A 15,351-nucleotide genomic window follows, 5' to 3' on the forward strand; every position below is an offset into this window, starting at 1 on the left:
AACCGGCAGCTTTATTTGAACCTCACAGGTGACTTTATGGATACGATCAATAACAAAGGTGTCGACTATTGGAAAAAAATAGTCGTGGTAATGAGTCTGGGCTGGGTGGCAATTTGGATCTATCGTACCGTATTAACGCCGATTTATCCGGAGATTCAGGCGTCATTAGGTAACGTCAGTAATGCTGAAATTGGCGCGATTGCCAGCTTCTATTTTTTGGCCTACTGCGGCATGCAGATCCCCTGCGGCATTCTGGTGGATAAACTGGGCCAGAAAATTATGCTGATGTGCGGTTTTTCGCTATTTATTATCGGTACCCTGAGTATCGCTAATGCCGGAAATCTGACGTTGATTTATATCGGCTCGCTGCTGGCCGGCGCTGGTTGCGCGTCGTTTTTTAGCTCCGCCTATTCGCTCTCCTCGGCCAATGTGCCGCAGGAACGCCGGGCGCTGGCGAACGCCATCATCAACAGCGGCTCCGCCATCGGCATGGGGATTGGCCTGATTGGCTCAAGCATTCTGGTCAAAAGCATGCATATGGCGTGGCAAAATGTCTTGTTTATCGTCGCCGCGATCCTGGTGGTGATGCTCTGCGTGTTTACCCTGGTGATTCGCCGCAAACTGAAAGCACCCGCTGCAGCGGAAAATAAAACGAGTGCAGCGGCATCAGCGCCGGTTGCAGAAGAGAAATCGGCGCCGCTATTCTCGCCATTACTGTGCAGCGTGTATTTCCTCTATTTCTGCACCTGCTACGGCTACTATCTGATTGTGACCTGGCTACCCTCTTATCTTCAGACCGAACGCGGGTTTGACGGTGGGGCGATTGGTTTTGCTTCCGCGCTGGTGGCGGTGGTCGGGGTCCCGGGCGCGCTGTTCTTTAGCCATCTCTCGGATAAATTCCGCGACAGTAAAGTCAAAGTTATTCTCGGGCTGGAGATAGTCGCGGCGGCCATGTTGATGTTTACCGTTCTGTCGCCGAATACCACCATGCTGATGATTAGCCTGGTACTGTACGGGTTGCTGGGCAAAATGGCCGTTGATCCGATTCTTATCTCGTTCGTCTCCGAGCAGGCGTCAGCGAAAACGTTAGGCCGCGCCTTCAGCTTATTTAATTTCTTTGGTATGAGTTCTGCAGTAGTTGCACCGACGCTCACCGGTTTTATTTCCGACCTGACCGGATCGAAAGAAATTAGTTTTGTGATGTCTGCTGGACTGGTTGTTACCGGGACGATACTTTTTGCCCTGATCACCTTGCGCAAGAATAAAATACCGTCAAAGACCATCACCGTATAATAAAAATAAATAATAAATATTGTTGTTCCACATAGCTAAACCTACAAACGTAATCCGATGCGTATTAAGAGGGAATTATGGAACAAACTCAAGACCTGTACAAAGCCAGGGGCTATAGTGATGATCTATTGCCGAAATCAGACACACAGCGTAACTGGAAAACATTCAACTATTTCACGTTGTGGATGGGTTCTGTACACAACGTACCAAATTATGTGATGGTTGGTGGTTTTTTTATCCTTGGTCTTTCCACCTTTAGCATTATGATGGCGATAATATTAAGTGCCTTTATAATTGCCCTGGTTATGGTGTTTAATGGTGCAGCCGGAAGTAAGTATGGCGTACCCTTCGCGATGATATTAAGAGCCTCATATGGAGTACGCGGTGCATTATTACCCGGACTGCTCAGAGGCGGTATCGCAGCGATTATGTGGTTTGGCTTGCAATGCTACGCCGGATCGTTGGCATTTTTGATCTTATTAGGCAAATTATGGCCTGCGTTTCTGACGCTTGGCGGTGATTTTAAGCTGCTGGGGTTGTCGTTGCCGGGGTTGATCGCCTTTCTGGTGTTCTGGTTGATTAACGTCGGGATTGGCTTTGGCGGCGGAAAAGTGCTGAATAAATTTACCGCAATCCTCAACCCCTGCATCTATATCGTCTTCGGCGGGATGGCTATCTGGGCCATTTCGCTGGTAGGATTCGGCCCGATCCTCGACTACCTGCCGACCGGGGTGGCAAAAGCGGAACATACCGGTTTCTTGTTCCTGGTGGTGATCAATGCGGTGGTGGCCGTCTGGGCCGCTCCGGCAGTCAGCGCCTCGGATTTCACCCAGAACGCGCGTTCGTTTCGCGAGCAGGCTATTGGTCAGACGCTTGGACTCGTGGTGGCCTATATTCTGTTTGCGGTCGCCGGCGTCTGTATTATCGCCGGCGCCAGTATCCATTACGGTATGGATACCTGGAACGTACTGGATATTGTGCAGAAATGGGACAGCCTGTTTGCCTCGTTCTTTGCGGTGCTGGTGATATTAATGACCACGATCTCCACCAACGCCACCGGTAATATTATTCCTGCGGGTTATCAAATTGCGGCGATTGCTCCCACGAAACTGACCTATAAAAACGGCGTGCTCATCGCCAGTATTATTAGCCTGCTGATCTGCCCCTGGAAATTAATGGAAAATCAGGACAGTATTTATCTTTTTCTCGATATTATCGGCGGCATGCTGGGTCCGGTTATTGGCGTAATGATGGCGCACTATTTTATCGTCATGCGTGGGCAAATTAATCTTGATGAACTTTACACTGCGGCAGGAGATTATAAATATTTCGATAATGGATTTAACGTTACCGCATTCCTGGTAACGATTGTGGCGGTTATTTTATCGCTCGGCGGAAAATTTATCCCGCTGCTCGAACCGTTCTCCCGCGTGTCATGGTTTGTCGGTGTTATTGTCGCTTTTGTCGCATACGCTTTGCTGAAGAAACGGGCGCAACCCAATAATCTGACGCGGCCAAATACTGTTAGTTAATTTAATTTTAACCAGGAAAGTTTATTTCATGGATGAAGCATTACCGGCCAAAGCCATTGTTATTGCGGCACGCATTGTCGCAGCAGAAGTATGGCGGCTGACCCATCTGTACACATACAAGGAGTTATTATGTCTTTTGATTTAATCATTAAAAACGGCACTGTTATTCTGGAAAACGAATCCCGGGTAGTCGATATCGCGGTGAGCGACGGCAAAATCGCCGCTATCGGTGAACACCTGGGCGAGGCGAAGCAGGTCATGGATGCCACGGGCCTGATCGTTTCGCCGGGCATGGTCGATGCGCATACGCACATCTCTGAGCCGGGCCGTACCCACTGGGAAGGTTACGAAACCGGAACCCGCGCGGCGGCAAAAGGCGGCATCACCACGATGATCGAAATGCCGCTGAATCAGCTACCGGCCACCGTTGACCGGCAGACCATTGAGCTGAAGTTCGACGCGGCGAAAGGCAAACTGACCATCGATGCCGCGCAGCTTGGCGGCCTGGTCTCTTATAACCTCGACCGGCTGCATGAACTGGATGAAGTGGGGGTGGTGGGATTTAAATGCTTCGTCGCCACCTGCGGTGACCGGGGGATCGATAACGATTTCCGCGACGTCAACGATTGGCAGTTCTTCAAAGGTATACAAAAGCTGGCCGAAATGAAGCAGACCGTGCTGGTGCACTGCGAAAACGCGCTGATCTGCGATGAGCTGGGCGAAGAGGCGAAAAGAGAAGGGCGCGTGACTGCCCATGATTACGTCGCCTCTCGGCCGGTCTTCACCGAAGTGGAAGCTATTCGCCGCGTTCTGTATCTGGCGAAAGTCGCCGGTTGCCGCTTGCACGTGTGTCATGTCAGCAGCCCGGAAGGGGTCGCCGAAGTGACCCGCGCCCGTCAGGAAGGGCAGGATGTCACCTGCGAATCTTGCCCGCACTACTTTGTCCTGGATACCGATCAGTTTGAAGAGATCGGTACCCTGGCGAAGTGCTCTCCGCCGATCCGCGATGCGGAAAACCAGAAAGGCATGTGGGAAAAGCTGTTCAACGGAGAAATCGACTGCCTGGTCTCCGACCATTCGCCGTGCCCACCGGAAATGAAGGCTGGCAATATCATGCAGGCCTGGGGCGGGATTGCCGGTCTGCAAAACTGCATGGACGTGATGTTCGATGAAGCGGTGCAGAAACGCGGTATGTCTCTGCCGCAGTTTGCCCGTCTGATGGCGACCAACGCCGCGGATATTTTCGGCCTGAAGCATAAGGGCCGCATCGCGCCGGGTAAAGACGCCGACCTGGTGTTTATTCAGCCGAACAGCAGCTACGTCTTACGGGCAGAAGACCTCGAATATCGCCATAAAGTCAGCCCTTACGTTGGGCGCAAGATTGGCGTTCGGATTGCTAAAACCATCCTGCGCGGCGAGGTGATCTATGACATCGAGCAGGGCTTCCCACGCGCGCCTAAGGGGAAATTTATCCTTAAGCATCAGCAGTAACGGGCGAATAAACAGTTGGGGATGGTTTTCTCCCTCTCCCTTTGGGAGAGGGCCGGAGTGAGGGCATGGGGGGGGTACATTTCCCCTCACCCTAACCCTCTCCCCAAAAGGGAAGAGGCGACTGTTCCTCGCCCCCATTCCATATTTAGCGCCTGTTTAACGGCAGGCGCTTTTTCAGGATTTCATCATGGTGGTATTGCCGCTAAATAAACGTAACACCCTGGCGGGATTTCAATGGTTCTTCTTTATTTTCTGCAACACCGTTGTGGTACCGCCAACATTACAGTCTGCTTTTCAGCTCCCTGCCAGCGCGTTAATTACGCTTACCCAGTACGGGTTTATCACCACCGGGTTGGCCTGTCTGGCGCAGGCGCTGCTGGGACATCGTCGGGCGATTATGGAAGGACCGACGGGCCTGTGGTGGAGCACCATTCTGACGGTCACCGTGGGCGAAGCCGCACGAGGGACGCCGTTCGACAGCATCGCCTCCAGCCTGGCTGTCGGCATATTTTTCTCGGCGGCGCTCACCATCATCATCGGCGTGAGCGGCATTGGCCATCGCCTGGCGAAGCTCTTCAGCCCAACGGTCATGGTCTTTTTCATGCTGCTGCTGGGGGCCCAGCTGACTACCATCTTTTTTAAAGGCATGCTTGGGCTGCCCTTTAGTTCAACGCAGGTCAATCCGGGTATTCAGCTGGCGCCATTTTGCCTGGCGCTGATGGTGATGATTCTGGTGCTGGGAATGATCATTTTTCTCCCGGATGGTATCGCTCGCTACGCCCTGCTGATCGGAACCCTGGCGGGTTGGGCTGGCTGGTATCTGCTGTTTCGCACTCCGCCTGCCACGATGGCATCCGGGCCGATTCACTGGCAGTGGTTCCCGCTGGGTTACGGCGGCCAGCTACGGCCCGGCATCATCTTAACCGCACTGCTGGCGGGACTGGTGAATATTACCAATACCTATGGCGCCATTCGCAGCACCGATGTTTTTTACCCCGAACAAGGGGCCAGTAATACCCGCTATCGACGCAGCTTTATGATCTCCGGTTTGATAACATTAATAACGGTTCCGCTCAACGTGGTGCCATTTTCTCCCTTTGTTTCGTCGACAGCTTTATTAACTCAAACTGGCGACACCTCGCGCCGGCCATTTATTATCGGCTGCTTGTGCTGTCTGCTGGTTGGATTATTTACGCCGCTGACCCACTTTTTTACCACCCTGCCTTTACCGATCAGCAGCGCGGTCATGCTGGTCTCTTATTTGCCGTTGTTATATTCCAGTTTATCTTTCAGTAAGCAAATTACCTTTACCGCACGAAATATCTACCGGCTGGCGCTGCCGTTATTTGTCGGCATTTTTTTGATGGGTCTGCCGCCGGTTTATCTCCAGACGTTGCCTCTGACAATCAGACCCCTTGTAGGTAACGGCTTACTAATCGGGGTGCTGCTGGCGGTAGCCATGGAGAATCTCATTCCCTGGGATCGTATTAAGTCATGACATTAAAAGGATGAACCATGAAAATTATTATTGCACCGGACTCGTTCAAAGAAAGCGTCAGCGCCAGCCGCTGCGCCCAGGCGATTAAGGCGGGCTTTACCTCTATTTTCCCGCAGGCGGAGTGCATCTGTCTGCCGATCGCCGACGGCGGCGAGGGGACGGTGGAGGCAATGGTTGAGGCCACCGAGGGTAAAATGGTGATGCTGCCGGTCATGGGGCCGATGGGCGATTTTGTCGGCGCCTTCTATGGCCTGAGCGGCGACGGACACACCGCGTTTATTGAGATGGCGGCGGCCAGCGGACTCATGCTGGTTCCCCCCGACGAACGCAACCCCCTGCAGGCCACCAGCTACGGCACCGGTGAGCTGATTCGCCATGCGCTGGACGCCGGCGTCCGTCACATCATTCTCGGTATTGGCGGCAGCGCCACGGTGGATGGCGGAATGGGGATGGCTCAGGCGCTGGGAGCACGCTTTGTTGATGAACGCGGCGATAGCGTCGGGCTCGGCGGCGGAGCGTTAGAGCGGCTGGTCAACGTTGATTTACGCGATCTCGACCCGCGACTTCGCGAGTGCCGGATTGACGTAGCCTGCGATGTGGATAATCCGCTGCTCGGCGAGCGCGGCGCGGCGGCGGTCTTTGGCCCGCAAAAAGGAGCCAGCGCTGAGATGGTCGCTGCCCTCGAGCGCGGTTTGCAAAATTACGCTCAGGTGTTGCTAATGGCAACGGGTGTGGAGGTGACGGCGATAGTCGGCGGCGGCGCGGCCGGCGGGATGGGCGTGGCGGCCTGCGTATTCCTTAACGCGGCGCTGAAGCCGGGCATCGATATCGTGATTGAGGCGATGAAACTGGAGGAGGCGCTGCGCGACGCGGACCTGGTGATTACCGGTGAAGGGCGAATGGATTCACAAACCGTCGGCGGCAAAGCGCCGATTGGCGTGGCGCGGCTCGCGAAAAAGCATGGCATCCCGGTGATCGGTATCGCAGGCGTGCTGGGGGACGGCGTGGAAGCGGTGCATCAGCATGGTATTGATGCGGTATTTAGCATTCTGCCCGCGCTGGCGCCGCTGGCCGAGGTGCTGGATCGCGGCGAGCAAAATCTGTATGCCTGCGCGCGCAATATCGCCTGTGCTATCAAGATCGGTCAGAACATTCCCGCCTGAATAAAAAATGCCACGGTTCTCACCGTGGCAAAATCCAACATAGCTAAACAAAAATGAATTTTATGAGATGGATAACAAATTCGTCCTTGCTATTGTGCCCGCATTTCGCCGGGTGGCGGCTGACGTCTTACCCGGCCTACGAAAGCGGCGAGATTTACCCGTAGGCCCGCGCAAGCGAAGCGCCGCCGGGCGATACCGACGTGCGCAGTTTGATAGCCATCAGATCTCAACGTCGCGGTTGCAGTCTTTCGAATAGATGTAGCTGAACGTTTCCCGTCCGACGCCGTATCCCGCCTGCAGGGAGTAAGCGCCCATAAAGATATAATCGCCTTGCTTGACCGGAACCCAGTGGTTGTCGAGGTTATACACTCCCTGGCCGGAGAGAATATAGGCGCCATGCTCCTGGACGTGGGTTTCAATGTAGCCGTGGCTGGCCCCCGGTGCGAAAGAGAGAATATGCATATTCATATCGAAGCCCAGCTCTTTTGGCAGGAAATCGATCAGGATAACGTCTTCCATTCCTTCATAATGAATACGCTCCAGCTGGCTGACGTTGCCGGTGACCAGATAAGGCGCATGTCCCTCTGTCGGAATATAGCGGCGCTTATAGAGGAAGAGCTGGCTATCGGCTGAATGGTTATTACTGAAAGTCATCCGCTCACCCGGCGGGCAGTAAAGATAACCGCCTTCGGTCAGCGCGAAGGATTTACCCTGAGCCCCGGCGATGATTTCTCCCTTAATCACATACAGGAAGGTCTCGATGCCTTCGCCGCCAAAACCGCTTTGATGACCGCCGTTTTCATGCAGCGTGACCAGATAATCAACAAAGGTGGCGCCTAATTTCGGCGTTGACAAAATAGTCACATCGCAATGTTCAAAACCCGGAATAACGTTCTTGACCAGACCGTCCGGCGTCAGCAGCGCGTAATTGCCGTGGCGCACGATGGAACGGCTGGCCAGTAAATCATCGCGATAGCCAACCACATTGTTTAAATAACCCATGATCGTTTCCTTATTCAGTCCAGGCCAGTTGATGCAACATTAAGGCGAGCGTTTTTACGCCTTCCGCCAGATCCTCGATATGCGTGCTTTCCGCCGGGTTATGGCTGATGCCTTTGATGCTCGGCATAAAGATCATGCAGGTCGGAAAGCAGGGCGCGAATATCTGCGCGTCGTGTCCCGCGCCGCTGTGCATCACACGGAAATTCACCTTCTCTTTTTCACAAAGCGCGGTGAGCTGGGCCACCAGCTTCTTATCCATGGGAACCGGCGCCTCATCCATCCACAGATCGACCTCAATGCCAATATCCATCTCCTGACAGATCCGCCGCATATCGGCCTCAATGACCTCAGTAAATGCCGTTAACTCCAGCGCATCGGTATGGCGGCAGTCCATAGTGAAGACGGTTTTGCCCGGCACCACGTTGACCGTATTCGGCTGCGGGTCGACTTTACCGAAGGTGAGCACCAGCGGGTCGCCGTGGGCTTTTGCTTTGGCGATAGATTCGCAGCAGATACGGCTAAAGGCATGGACGGTGTCGCGACGGTAGCCCATTGGCGTCGTGCCGGCATGGTTAGACTCGCCGGTGAGGGTGATGGTGTAGCGACGCTGTCCGACAATAGCGTTGACCACGCCGATAGACTGCTTGTTGGTTTCCAGCACGCGACCCTGCTCAATATGCAGCTCCACGAAGGCTTTAATATCCCGGCGCGGCGCCAGCGGGGCGGCGGGTAGGCTGAAACCGCACTGCTTCATGGCATCGATAAACGCCACGCCTTTGGCGTCTTTAATCTCACGCACGTCCGCCGGGTTAGCGATGCCGACGATATTTTTGCTGCCCCAGAAGACGTAAGGGAAGCGGCTACCTTCTTCTTCCGCTAACGCCAGCACTTCCACGGTGCGCAGCGGCGCCCCGTAGGTCTCTTTTAGCCAGCGAACCGCCAGCCAGGCCGCCAGCGCGCCGAACTGGCCGTCAAGATTGCCGCCGTTAACGACGCTATCAATATGCGAACCGCTGAGGATAACTTCATCGGGAAAGCGCGTGCCGGGCAGACGACCATAGAGGTTACCCACTTCATCAAAGCGCGTTTCTAGTCCGCTTTCGCTCATTCTTTGTTTGAATGCCTGCTGCGCCTGCAGCCATTCTGGCGAATAGAGCAGGCGGGTTATGCCCCCGGTCGGGTCGGCGCCGAAAGCGGAAAACCAGGGCAATGTCTCTTCTATTGCCTGTCGAAAATAATGAGCCATACGCAACTCCTGTATTTTAATTTATTGAGCAAATGGGGAATTGGTTTCATAAGAGCGGTTATATAAAGCGTCCGAAACCAGATAGTCATAAATCTCATCAACGATCTCGATTCCGTTGACGGCGCTGTTTTTCTCATTGATATCCAGGTTCTGCCCGGGGTAATAAACCTGGTTAAATCCGGGCGCTGGCGTAATGGCGTTTAATTCACGCATGGTGTCGCTGATATGCTGGCGGAATAGCGCGCTGGAGGAGAAAAATGCCGGGTTGATGACGATATGCAGCTGGCCCAGCTCGCGTCCCTGGCTCAGGTTGTCGTACATAGAGCTGACCTGGCGGCCGAAGGGGAGATTGAGCAAAATGCCGGAGAGGACGTCGATCATCATCATCAGGCCGTAGCCTTTCGGGCCGGCTGCCGGAAGCAGGGCGTGAACGGCAAAAGGATCGCGGGTCGGCGCGCCGTTTTTATCCACCGCCCAGCTATCGGGAATGGTTTCATGGCGCGAGCGGGCGTCGAGAATTTTCCCCCATGCCTGCACCGTGGTGGCCATGTCGAAGGTGATGATATCATCGCCCTCGCCGGGCGCGGCAAAGGCCAGCGGGTTGGTTCCGTAATAGATTTCCGCCCCGCCAAAAGGCACGACCATCGGGTCCGACTGGCATAGCGAAATCCCGATTAGCCCGGCTCGGGCGGCCTGCCGGGTGAAGTAAGAGATCGCTCCGCTGTGGCCCATACGCCGGATGCCGACCACGGCCACGCCGTTTTCCCTGGCCAATTCTATCGCGTGCTCCATGCCCATTTTGGCGGCCACCTGACCGGCGGCATTATCGGCATGCAAAATACCGCTGCAGGGGCCGTTCTTTTCAAAGGTGAAGGTGGGATGACGATTGGTTCCGCCTTTTGAAATACGTTCCGCATAATATTCAACGCGAACCGCGCCGTGGGAATGAATGCCTCTGGCATCGGCATAAACCAACACATCGGCAATAATATCCGCGTGATTATGAGTAAGTCCTGCTGCGTTCAGCTTATTAGCAATAAGCTGATGTAGTGTTTCCCGACTGACTTTCATCTGTCTTCCTTTTAACGACGGTGTAGAGCCTGACTGCTGACTAAAATACGGGGAAAAGAAACTGAAATTGTGATCTGTATAGTTAAATGACCAGTGTTAGATTTTATTTGATAATCGTAACGGATTTGTCATAAATGACCGTGAAATCGATTTATTAAAAAATCACTGCTAATGTCAGGCGGTTTGTTTGAAAGCCTGTGGTAATAATCCTCATGTGATTTTGGTCACGCCATTGATAATTCCATCCCGTTAGCCTGATGGCAGATTAACCATGCTCATTCAATTGCAATGGGTGCAATTATTGGGGAGTTATTATGATCCATGCCTTTATTAAAAAGGGCTGTTTTCAGGATTCCGTCAGTTTAATGATTATTTCACGTAAGCTGAGTGAGTCAGAAAATGTCGACGATGTTTCGGTCATGATGGGCACGCCGGCAAATAAAGCGCTGCTGGAAACTACCGGTTTTTGGCATGACGATTTTGCCACGGCGACGCCGAATGATATTTGCGTGGCGATCCGTACCGATTGCGCAGATGCGACGGTGACGGAAATGATTATCGCCCGTCTGGATGACGCCTTATCCGCCCTGGCGCAGGGAAGTGGGCAAAGTCTGAGTCTGAACGTGGTTCGCCGCTGGCAAAGCGCAACGCAGAAGCTACCGCAGGCCAATATGACCTTAATTTCCGTTGCCGGGGAGTACGCCGCGGAGCTTGCCCATCAGGCGCTCAGCAGCGAGAAAAACGTCATGATCTTCTCCGACAACGTCACGCTGGATGATGAAATCGCGCTCAAAACCCGCGCTCGCGACAAAGGGCTGCTGGTCATGGGGCCGGACTGCGGCACCGCCATGATTGCCGGCACGCCGCTGGCTTTCGCCAACGTTACGCCGGAAGGCAACATCGGCGTTATTGGCGCGTCCGGCACCGGTATTCAGGAGTTGGTCTCGCAGATTGTCCTCGGCGGCGAAGGGATCAGCCATGCGATCGGTCTCGGCGGCCGCGATCTGAGCGCCGAAGTGGGCGGTATCAGCGCGCAAACGGCGCTGGAAATGCTGACCCAGGATGCGCAGAGCCAGGTGCTGGCCTTTGTTTCTAAACCTCCCGCCGAAGCGGTGCGTCTGAAGATCATCGCCGCCATGAAGCGCAGCGCGAAACCGGTGGTGGCGCTATTTCTCGGCTATACGCCGCCGATCGCCCGCGATGAAAACGTCTGGTTCGCCCGCACGCTTGACGAGGCCGGGCGTCTGGCCTGTCTGCTGGCGCGAGTGGGGCGGCGTCAGGCAAGCCTTCCCGCGGTGGCGGGCAAGCAGATTCGCGGCTTATACACCGGCGGTACGCTGGCTGCTGAATCCGCAGGATTGCTGGCAGAACGGCTGAACATTACCCCTGATGCGCATCACCCGCAGGGCATGATGCTCAACGCGAAGGGGCACCGGGTCGTCGATCTTGGAGACGATTTTTACACCGTCGGCCGTCCGCATCCGATGATCGATCCCTCCCTGCGCAACCAGCTGATTGCCGAACTTGGCGCGGAAACTCAGGTTGGCGTACTGCTGCTGGACGTGGTGATTGGCTACGGCGCCACCGCCGATCCGGCCGGCTCGCTGGTCGAAGCATGCCAGCGGGCGTGGGCGACCAGGGCCGACGATAGTCCGCTGCACGTTATCGCGACGGTGACCGGAACCGAAAGCGATCCGCAGTGCCGCTCCGGTCAGATTTCAGTCCTTGAAGATGCGGGGATCGCCGTGGTCGATAGCCTGCCTGAAGCTACCTTGCTTGCCGCCGCACTGATTAGCCCGCCGCGGAAAGCCGCTCCGGCCCCGCGCGCTGGACTGCTGGACGGCGTGTCGGTGATTAATGCTGGCCTGCGCAGCTTTGCGCTCGATTTACAGACCGCCGGAACGCCGGTTGTTCACTATCAGTGGGCGCCGATTGCCGGTGGGAATAAGAAACTGGCTCGTTTATTAGAACGTTTGCAATAAGAGGTCTCTATGTTTACATCAGTGGCGCAGGCCAATGACGCAGTAATAGAACGAATTCGTAATGCACGTCCGCACTGGCTGGATGTGAAGCCGGCGGGTTCTTTAATCGGGGCGCTGAATCAAAACAAAACGCTGCTCCACGCCGGGCCGCCGATGCGCTGGCAGGAGATGACCGGTCCGATGAAAGGGGCCTGCATTGGCGCCTGCCTGTTCGAAGGTTGGGCGCAGGATGAGAAAACGGCCCACGCGATGCTGGAAAACGGCGAGATTACTTTTATTCCCTGCCACCACGTTAATGCCGTAGGGCCGATGGGCGGTATTACTTCGCCGAATATGCCGATGCTGGTCGTGGAGAACATCGCCGAAGGTAACCGCGCGTATTGCAACCTGAACGAAGGCATTGGCAAGGTGATGCGTTTCGGCGCCTACGGCGAAGACGTGCAGCAGCGCCTGCGCTGGATGCGCGATGTGCTGATGCCCGTCCTCAGCGCGGCGCTGAAACAGATGACGCGCGGCATTGATCTCACCGCGATGATGGCGCAGGGCATCACTATGGGCGATGAGTTCCACCAGCGTAATATCGCCACCTCCGCGCTGCTGATGCGCACGCTGGCACCGCATCTGGCGCGACTCGACCACGACAAACAACAGATCGCCGAAGTGATGGATTTTCTCGCCATCACCGATCAGTTCTTCCTCAACCTGGCGATGGCCTACTGCAAATCAGCGATGGATGCCGGGGCGCAGATCCGCGCCGGCAGTATTGTCACCGCGATGACCCGCAACGGCGATAGGTTCGGTATTCGCGTTAGCGGACTGGGCGACCGCTGGTTTACCGCACCGGTGAATACGCCGCAGGGGCTGTTCTTTACCGGTTTCTCTCAGGAACAGGCCAACCCGGATATGGGCGACAGCGCCATTACCGAAACCTTCGGCATCGGCGGCGCGGCGATGATCGCGGCGCCGGGGGTGACCCGCTTTGTCGGCGCTGGCGGAATGGAGGCGGCAAAATCGGTTTCGGAGGAGATGGCGGAAATCTTCCTTGAGCGCAATATGCAGCTGCAGATTCCGGGCTGGGATTTCCAGGGCGCCTGTCTGGGACTGGATATTCGCCGGGTGGTTGAAACCGGCATTACGCCGCTCATTAACACCGGGATCGCCCATAAAGAAGCGGGGATCGGCCAGATTGGCGCCGGAACCGTCAGAGCGCCGCTGGCCTGTTTCGAGCAGGCGCTGGAAGCGCTGGCGGACGAACTGGGCGTGAGCTGAGGTGGCGCGATGGAGAGGATTCGTCCGCTGATAGGCAGCGTCGATGCACCGGATCATCGCCAACCGTGGCGAACCGGCGGCCTCTGGCGGCGCACCATTAACCTCTATGTTGCAGGCGGCGCGCTGCTGACGCTGCATCATCGGGGACAGGGCGTGAGCCCCGGCGGATGGGTTGTTCGTCATCGCGATTTTATCCGGCTGCACGCGGCGCTGCGGACGGGGGCGTCGCCGATAGCGCGGAATGACGGTATTCAGGTCGGCGATCTTTTGCTGATGCCGCCGCGCAGACGCTGCTCCCTGCGGCTCCGCTGTCAATCCGCAGGCGCTTACCTGCCGCCAGCGCTGATGAGTCGACCGGAAGAGACCGGGCTGTTTGGGCCGCTGTCGCAGGCTATCGAACTGCAGCAGCATCCCGAGCTGCGCCAGCTTCGCCACTGTTTTGCCTCCGCGCTGGCTGGCAACGCTGTCGACTGGCGGCTGTGGCTGGGGAAGGGGCCAGGCCTGACGCCGAGCATGGACGATATGCTGATCGGCATGATGCTGTTCGCGTGGTGTTCTGGACTGATGTCGCGCAACAGCGGACACCATTTCTTTCGTGCCTCTGGCGATCTGCATGCCGCCACAACGCAGGTCAGCGTCAACTATTTACGCTACGCCAGCGCGGGATGCTTCGCTTCACCGCTACTGCATGTTGTTAACGCGCTTCAGTGCGGACGACGAATTGAACCTGCCGTCGAAGCCCTGCTGGCGATGGGGCACACCTCTGGTGCCGATACGCTTCTGGGATTCTGGCTGGCGCAACAAATAATGTAAGGACTTTTATGAAAACGCTGGTAGTTGCCCTCGGGGGGAACGCTTTATTACAGCGCGGGGAAGCGCTGACGGTAGAAAATCAGTATCGCAATATTCACAGTGCCGTTCCCGCGCTGGCGCGCCTGGCGCAGCATTACCGGTTGGCCATTGTGCACGGCAACGGGCCGCAGGTAGGTCTGCTGGCGCTGCAAAATCTGGCCTATAGCGACGTCGAACCTTACCCGCTGGACGTGCTGGTCGCGGAGAGCCAGGGCATGATTGGTTATATGCTGGCCCAATGTCTGGCGCAGGAATCATCGGTACCGCCGGTATCGACAGTGATGACGCGTATTACTGTGGCATCGAACGATCCGGCCTTTTCGGCGCCGGAGAAATTTATCGGTCCGGTCTATGACCCTGAGTTACAGCAGCAGCTGGAAGAGGAGTATGGCTGGACGATGAAGCGCGACGGCAAATACTTGCGTCGGGTCGTCGCCTCGCCAAGGCCGGTGAAAATTGCGGAGAGCGACTCGATTGAGCGCCTGCTGGGCGAGGGACATGTCGTGATCTGCTGTGGCGGCGGAGGCATTCCGGTGCTCGAGAGCGGACAGGGCGCAGAGGCGGTTATCGATAAAGATTTGGCCGCAGCGCTACTGGCGGAACAGATTGATGCCGATGGTTTGGTGATCCTCACCGATGCGGATGCGGTATATGAACACTGGGGCACCCCAATGCAGCGACCGATCCGTGAAGCGACTCCGGAAGCGCTGGCGCCTTTTGCTCGCGACGATGGGGCGATGGGGCCGAAAATTTCGGCAGTCAGCAGCTATGTTAGCCGCAGGGGCAAGCGGGCGTGGATTGGCGCACTATCACGCATTGAGGATACCCTTGCCGGGCGGGCGGGAACCTGCATTAAGCCCTGATGCACAGGTAAAATCAAGCAGCGAAGCAGACGCTGAAATATCCTGCGCTCTTTCCCCGGGGGCGGCGCTCGACGCGCCTTGCCCGGGCT

The 15,351-nt window shown here is 56.0% G+C and carries 12 protein-coding genes; 9 read left to right on the forward strand and 3 right to left on the reverse strand.

The features are described from left to right. Positions 1 to 36: 36 nt before the first annotated feature. From ACLH1U_RS12020 to glxK, 5 genes are all read left to right on the forward strand, one after another. Positions 37 to 1,293: an MFS transporter gene (locus ACLH1U_RS12020; RefSeq protein ID WP_110211625.1), complete on the forward strand. Its 1,257-nt coding sequence runs from the start codon at positions 37 to 39 to the stop codon at positions 1,291 to 1,293. A gap of 77 nt (positions 1,294 to 1,370) precedes the next feature. Beyond that, on the forward strand, positions 1,371 to 2,825 hold the full coding sequence (locus tag ACLH1U_RS12025) for an allantoin transporter (protein ID WP_072420826.1): 1,455 nt from the start codon (positions 1,371 to 1,373) through the stop codon (positions 2,823 to 2,825). 129 nt (positions 2,826 to 2,954) lie between these two features. Further along, positions 2,955 to 4,316: an allantoinase AllB gene (allB, locus tag ACLH1U_RS12030; protein ID WP_411299260.1), complete on the forward strand. Its 1,362-nt coding sequence runs from the start codon at positions 2,955 to 2,957 to the stop codon at positions 4,314 to 4,316. 187 nt (positions 4,317 to 4,503) lie between these two features. Continuing rightward, the gene (locus ACLH1U_RS12035; protein WP_411299261.1) at positions 4,504 to 5,814 is read left to right on the forward strand and encodes a uracil/xanthine transporter; all 1,311 of its coding nucleotides are present in this window, start codon (positions 4,504 to 4,506) and stop codon (positions 5,812 to 5,814) included. Between the two features lie 17 nt (positions 5,815 to 5,831). Continuing rightward, positions 5,832 to 6,977 (forward strand): glycerate 3-kinase, encoded by a 1,146-nt coding sequence (gene glxK / locus ACLH1U_RS12040; RefSeq protein ID WP_105490875.1) that lies wholly within the window; start codon positions 5,832 to 5,834, stop codon positions 6,975 to 6,977. Positions 6,978 to 7,196: 219 nt separating this feature from the next. On the opposite strand, the gene allE is transcribed toward glxK, so the two are convergent. From allE to allD, 3 genes are read right to left on the reverse strand one after another with little or no spacing between them, the layout of a single operon-like run. Next, positions 7,197 to 7,979, reverse strand: a complete 783-nt coding sequence (allE, locus tag ACLH1U_RS12045) for a (S)-ureidoglycine aminohydrolase (RefSeq protein ID WP_048334232.1) — start codon at positions 7,977 to 7,979, stop codon at positions 7,197 to 7,199. Between the two features lie 10 nt (positions 7,980 to 7,989). After that, positions 7,990 to 9,225 carry an allantoate deiminase gene (gene allC, locus ACLH1U_RS12050; RefSeq protein ID WP_105490873.1) on the reverse strand — a complete coding sequence of 412 codons (1,236 nt, stop codon included), beginning with the start codon at positions 9,223 to 9,225 and terminating at the stop codon, positions 7,990 to 7,992. Positions 9,226 to 9,246: 21 nt separating this feature from the next. Then, positions 9,247 to 10,296, reverse strand: coding sequence for an ureidoglycolate dehydrogenase (gene allD, locus ACLH1U_RS12055; protein ID WP_050533058.1), 1,050 nt, complete (start codon positions 10,294 to 10,296; stop codon positions 9,247 to 9,249). A gap of 314 nt (positions 10,297 to 10,610) precedes the next feature. On the opposite strand from allD, the gene ACLH1U_RS12060 reads away from it, so the two are divergent. Genes ACLH1U_RS12060 through ACLH1U_RS12075 form a run of 4 tightly spaced genes read left to right on the forward strand, consistent with a single transcriptional unit; the run spans position 10,611 to position 15,262 of the window. After that, on the forward strand, positions 10,611 to 12,278 hold the full coding sequence (locus tag ACLH1U_RS12060; protein ID WP_411299262.1) for an acyl-CoA synthetase FdrA: 1,668 nt from the start codon (positions 10,611 to 10,613) through the stop codon (positions 12,276 to 12,278). A gap of 9 nt (positions 12,279 to 12,287) precedes the next feature. Further along, a complete protein-coding gene (locus ACLH1U_RS12065) occupies positions 12,288 to 13,547 on the forward strand; it encodes a DUF1116 domain-containing protein (protein WP_411299263.1) in 1,260 nt (419 codons plus the stop codon). A gap of 9 nt (positions 13,548 to 13,556) precedes the next feature. Next, positions 13,557 to 14,360: a DUF2877 domain-containing protein gene (locus ACLH1U_RS12070; RefSeq protein WP_411299264.1), complete on the forward strand. Its 804-nt coding sequence runs from the start codon at positions 13,557 to 13,559 to the stop codon at positions 14,358 to 14,360. Positions 14,361 to 14,368: 8 nt separating this feature from the next. Beyond that, entirely contained in the window at positions 14,369 to 15,262 is an 894-nt protein-coding gene (locus tag ACLH1U_RS12075) for a carbamate kinase (protein ID WP_105490870.1), read from the forward strand. Positions 15,263 to 15,351 lie beyond the last annotated feature (89 nt).

The organism is Klebsiella sp. 1SOBk5mer, assembly GCF_046603115.1.
In the GTDB taxonomy this organism is placed as follows: Bacteria; Pseudomonadota; Gammaproteobacteria; order Enterobacterales; family Enterobacteriaceae; genus Klebsiella; species Klebsiella quasipneumoniae.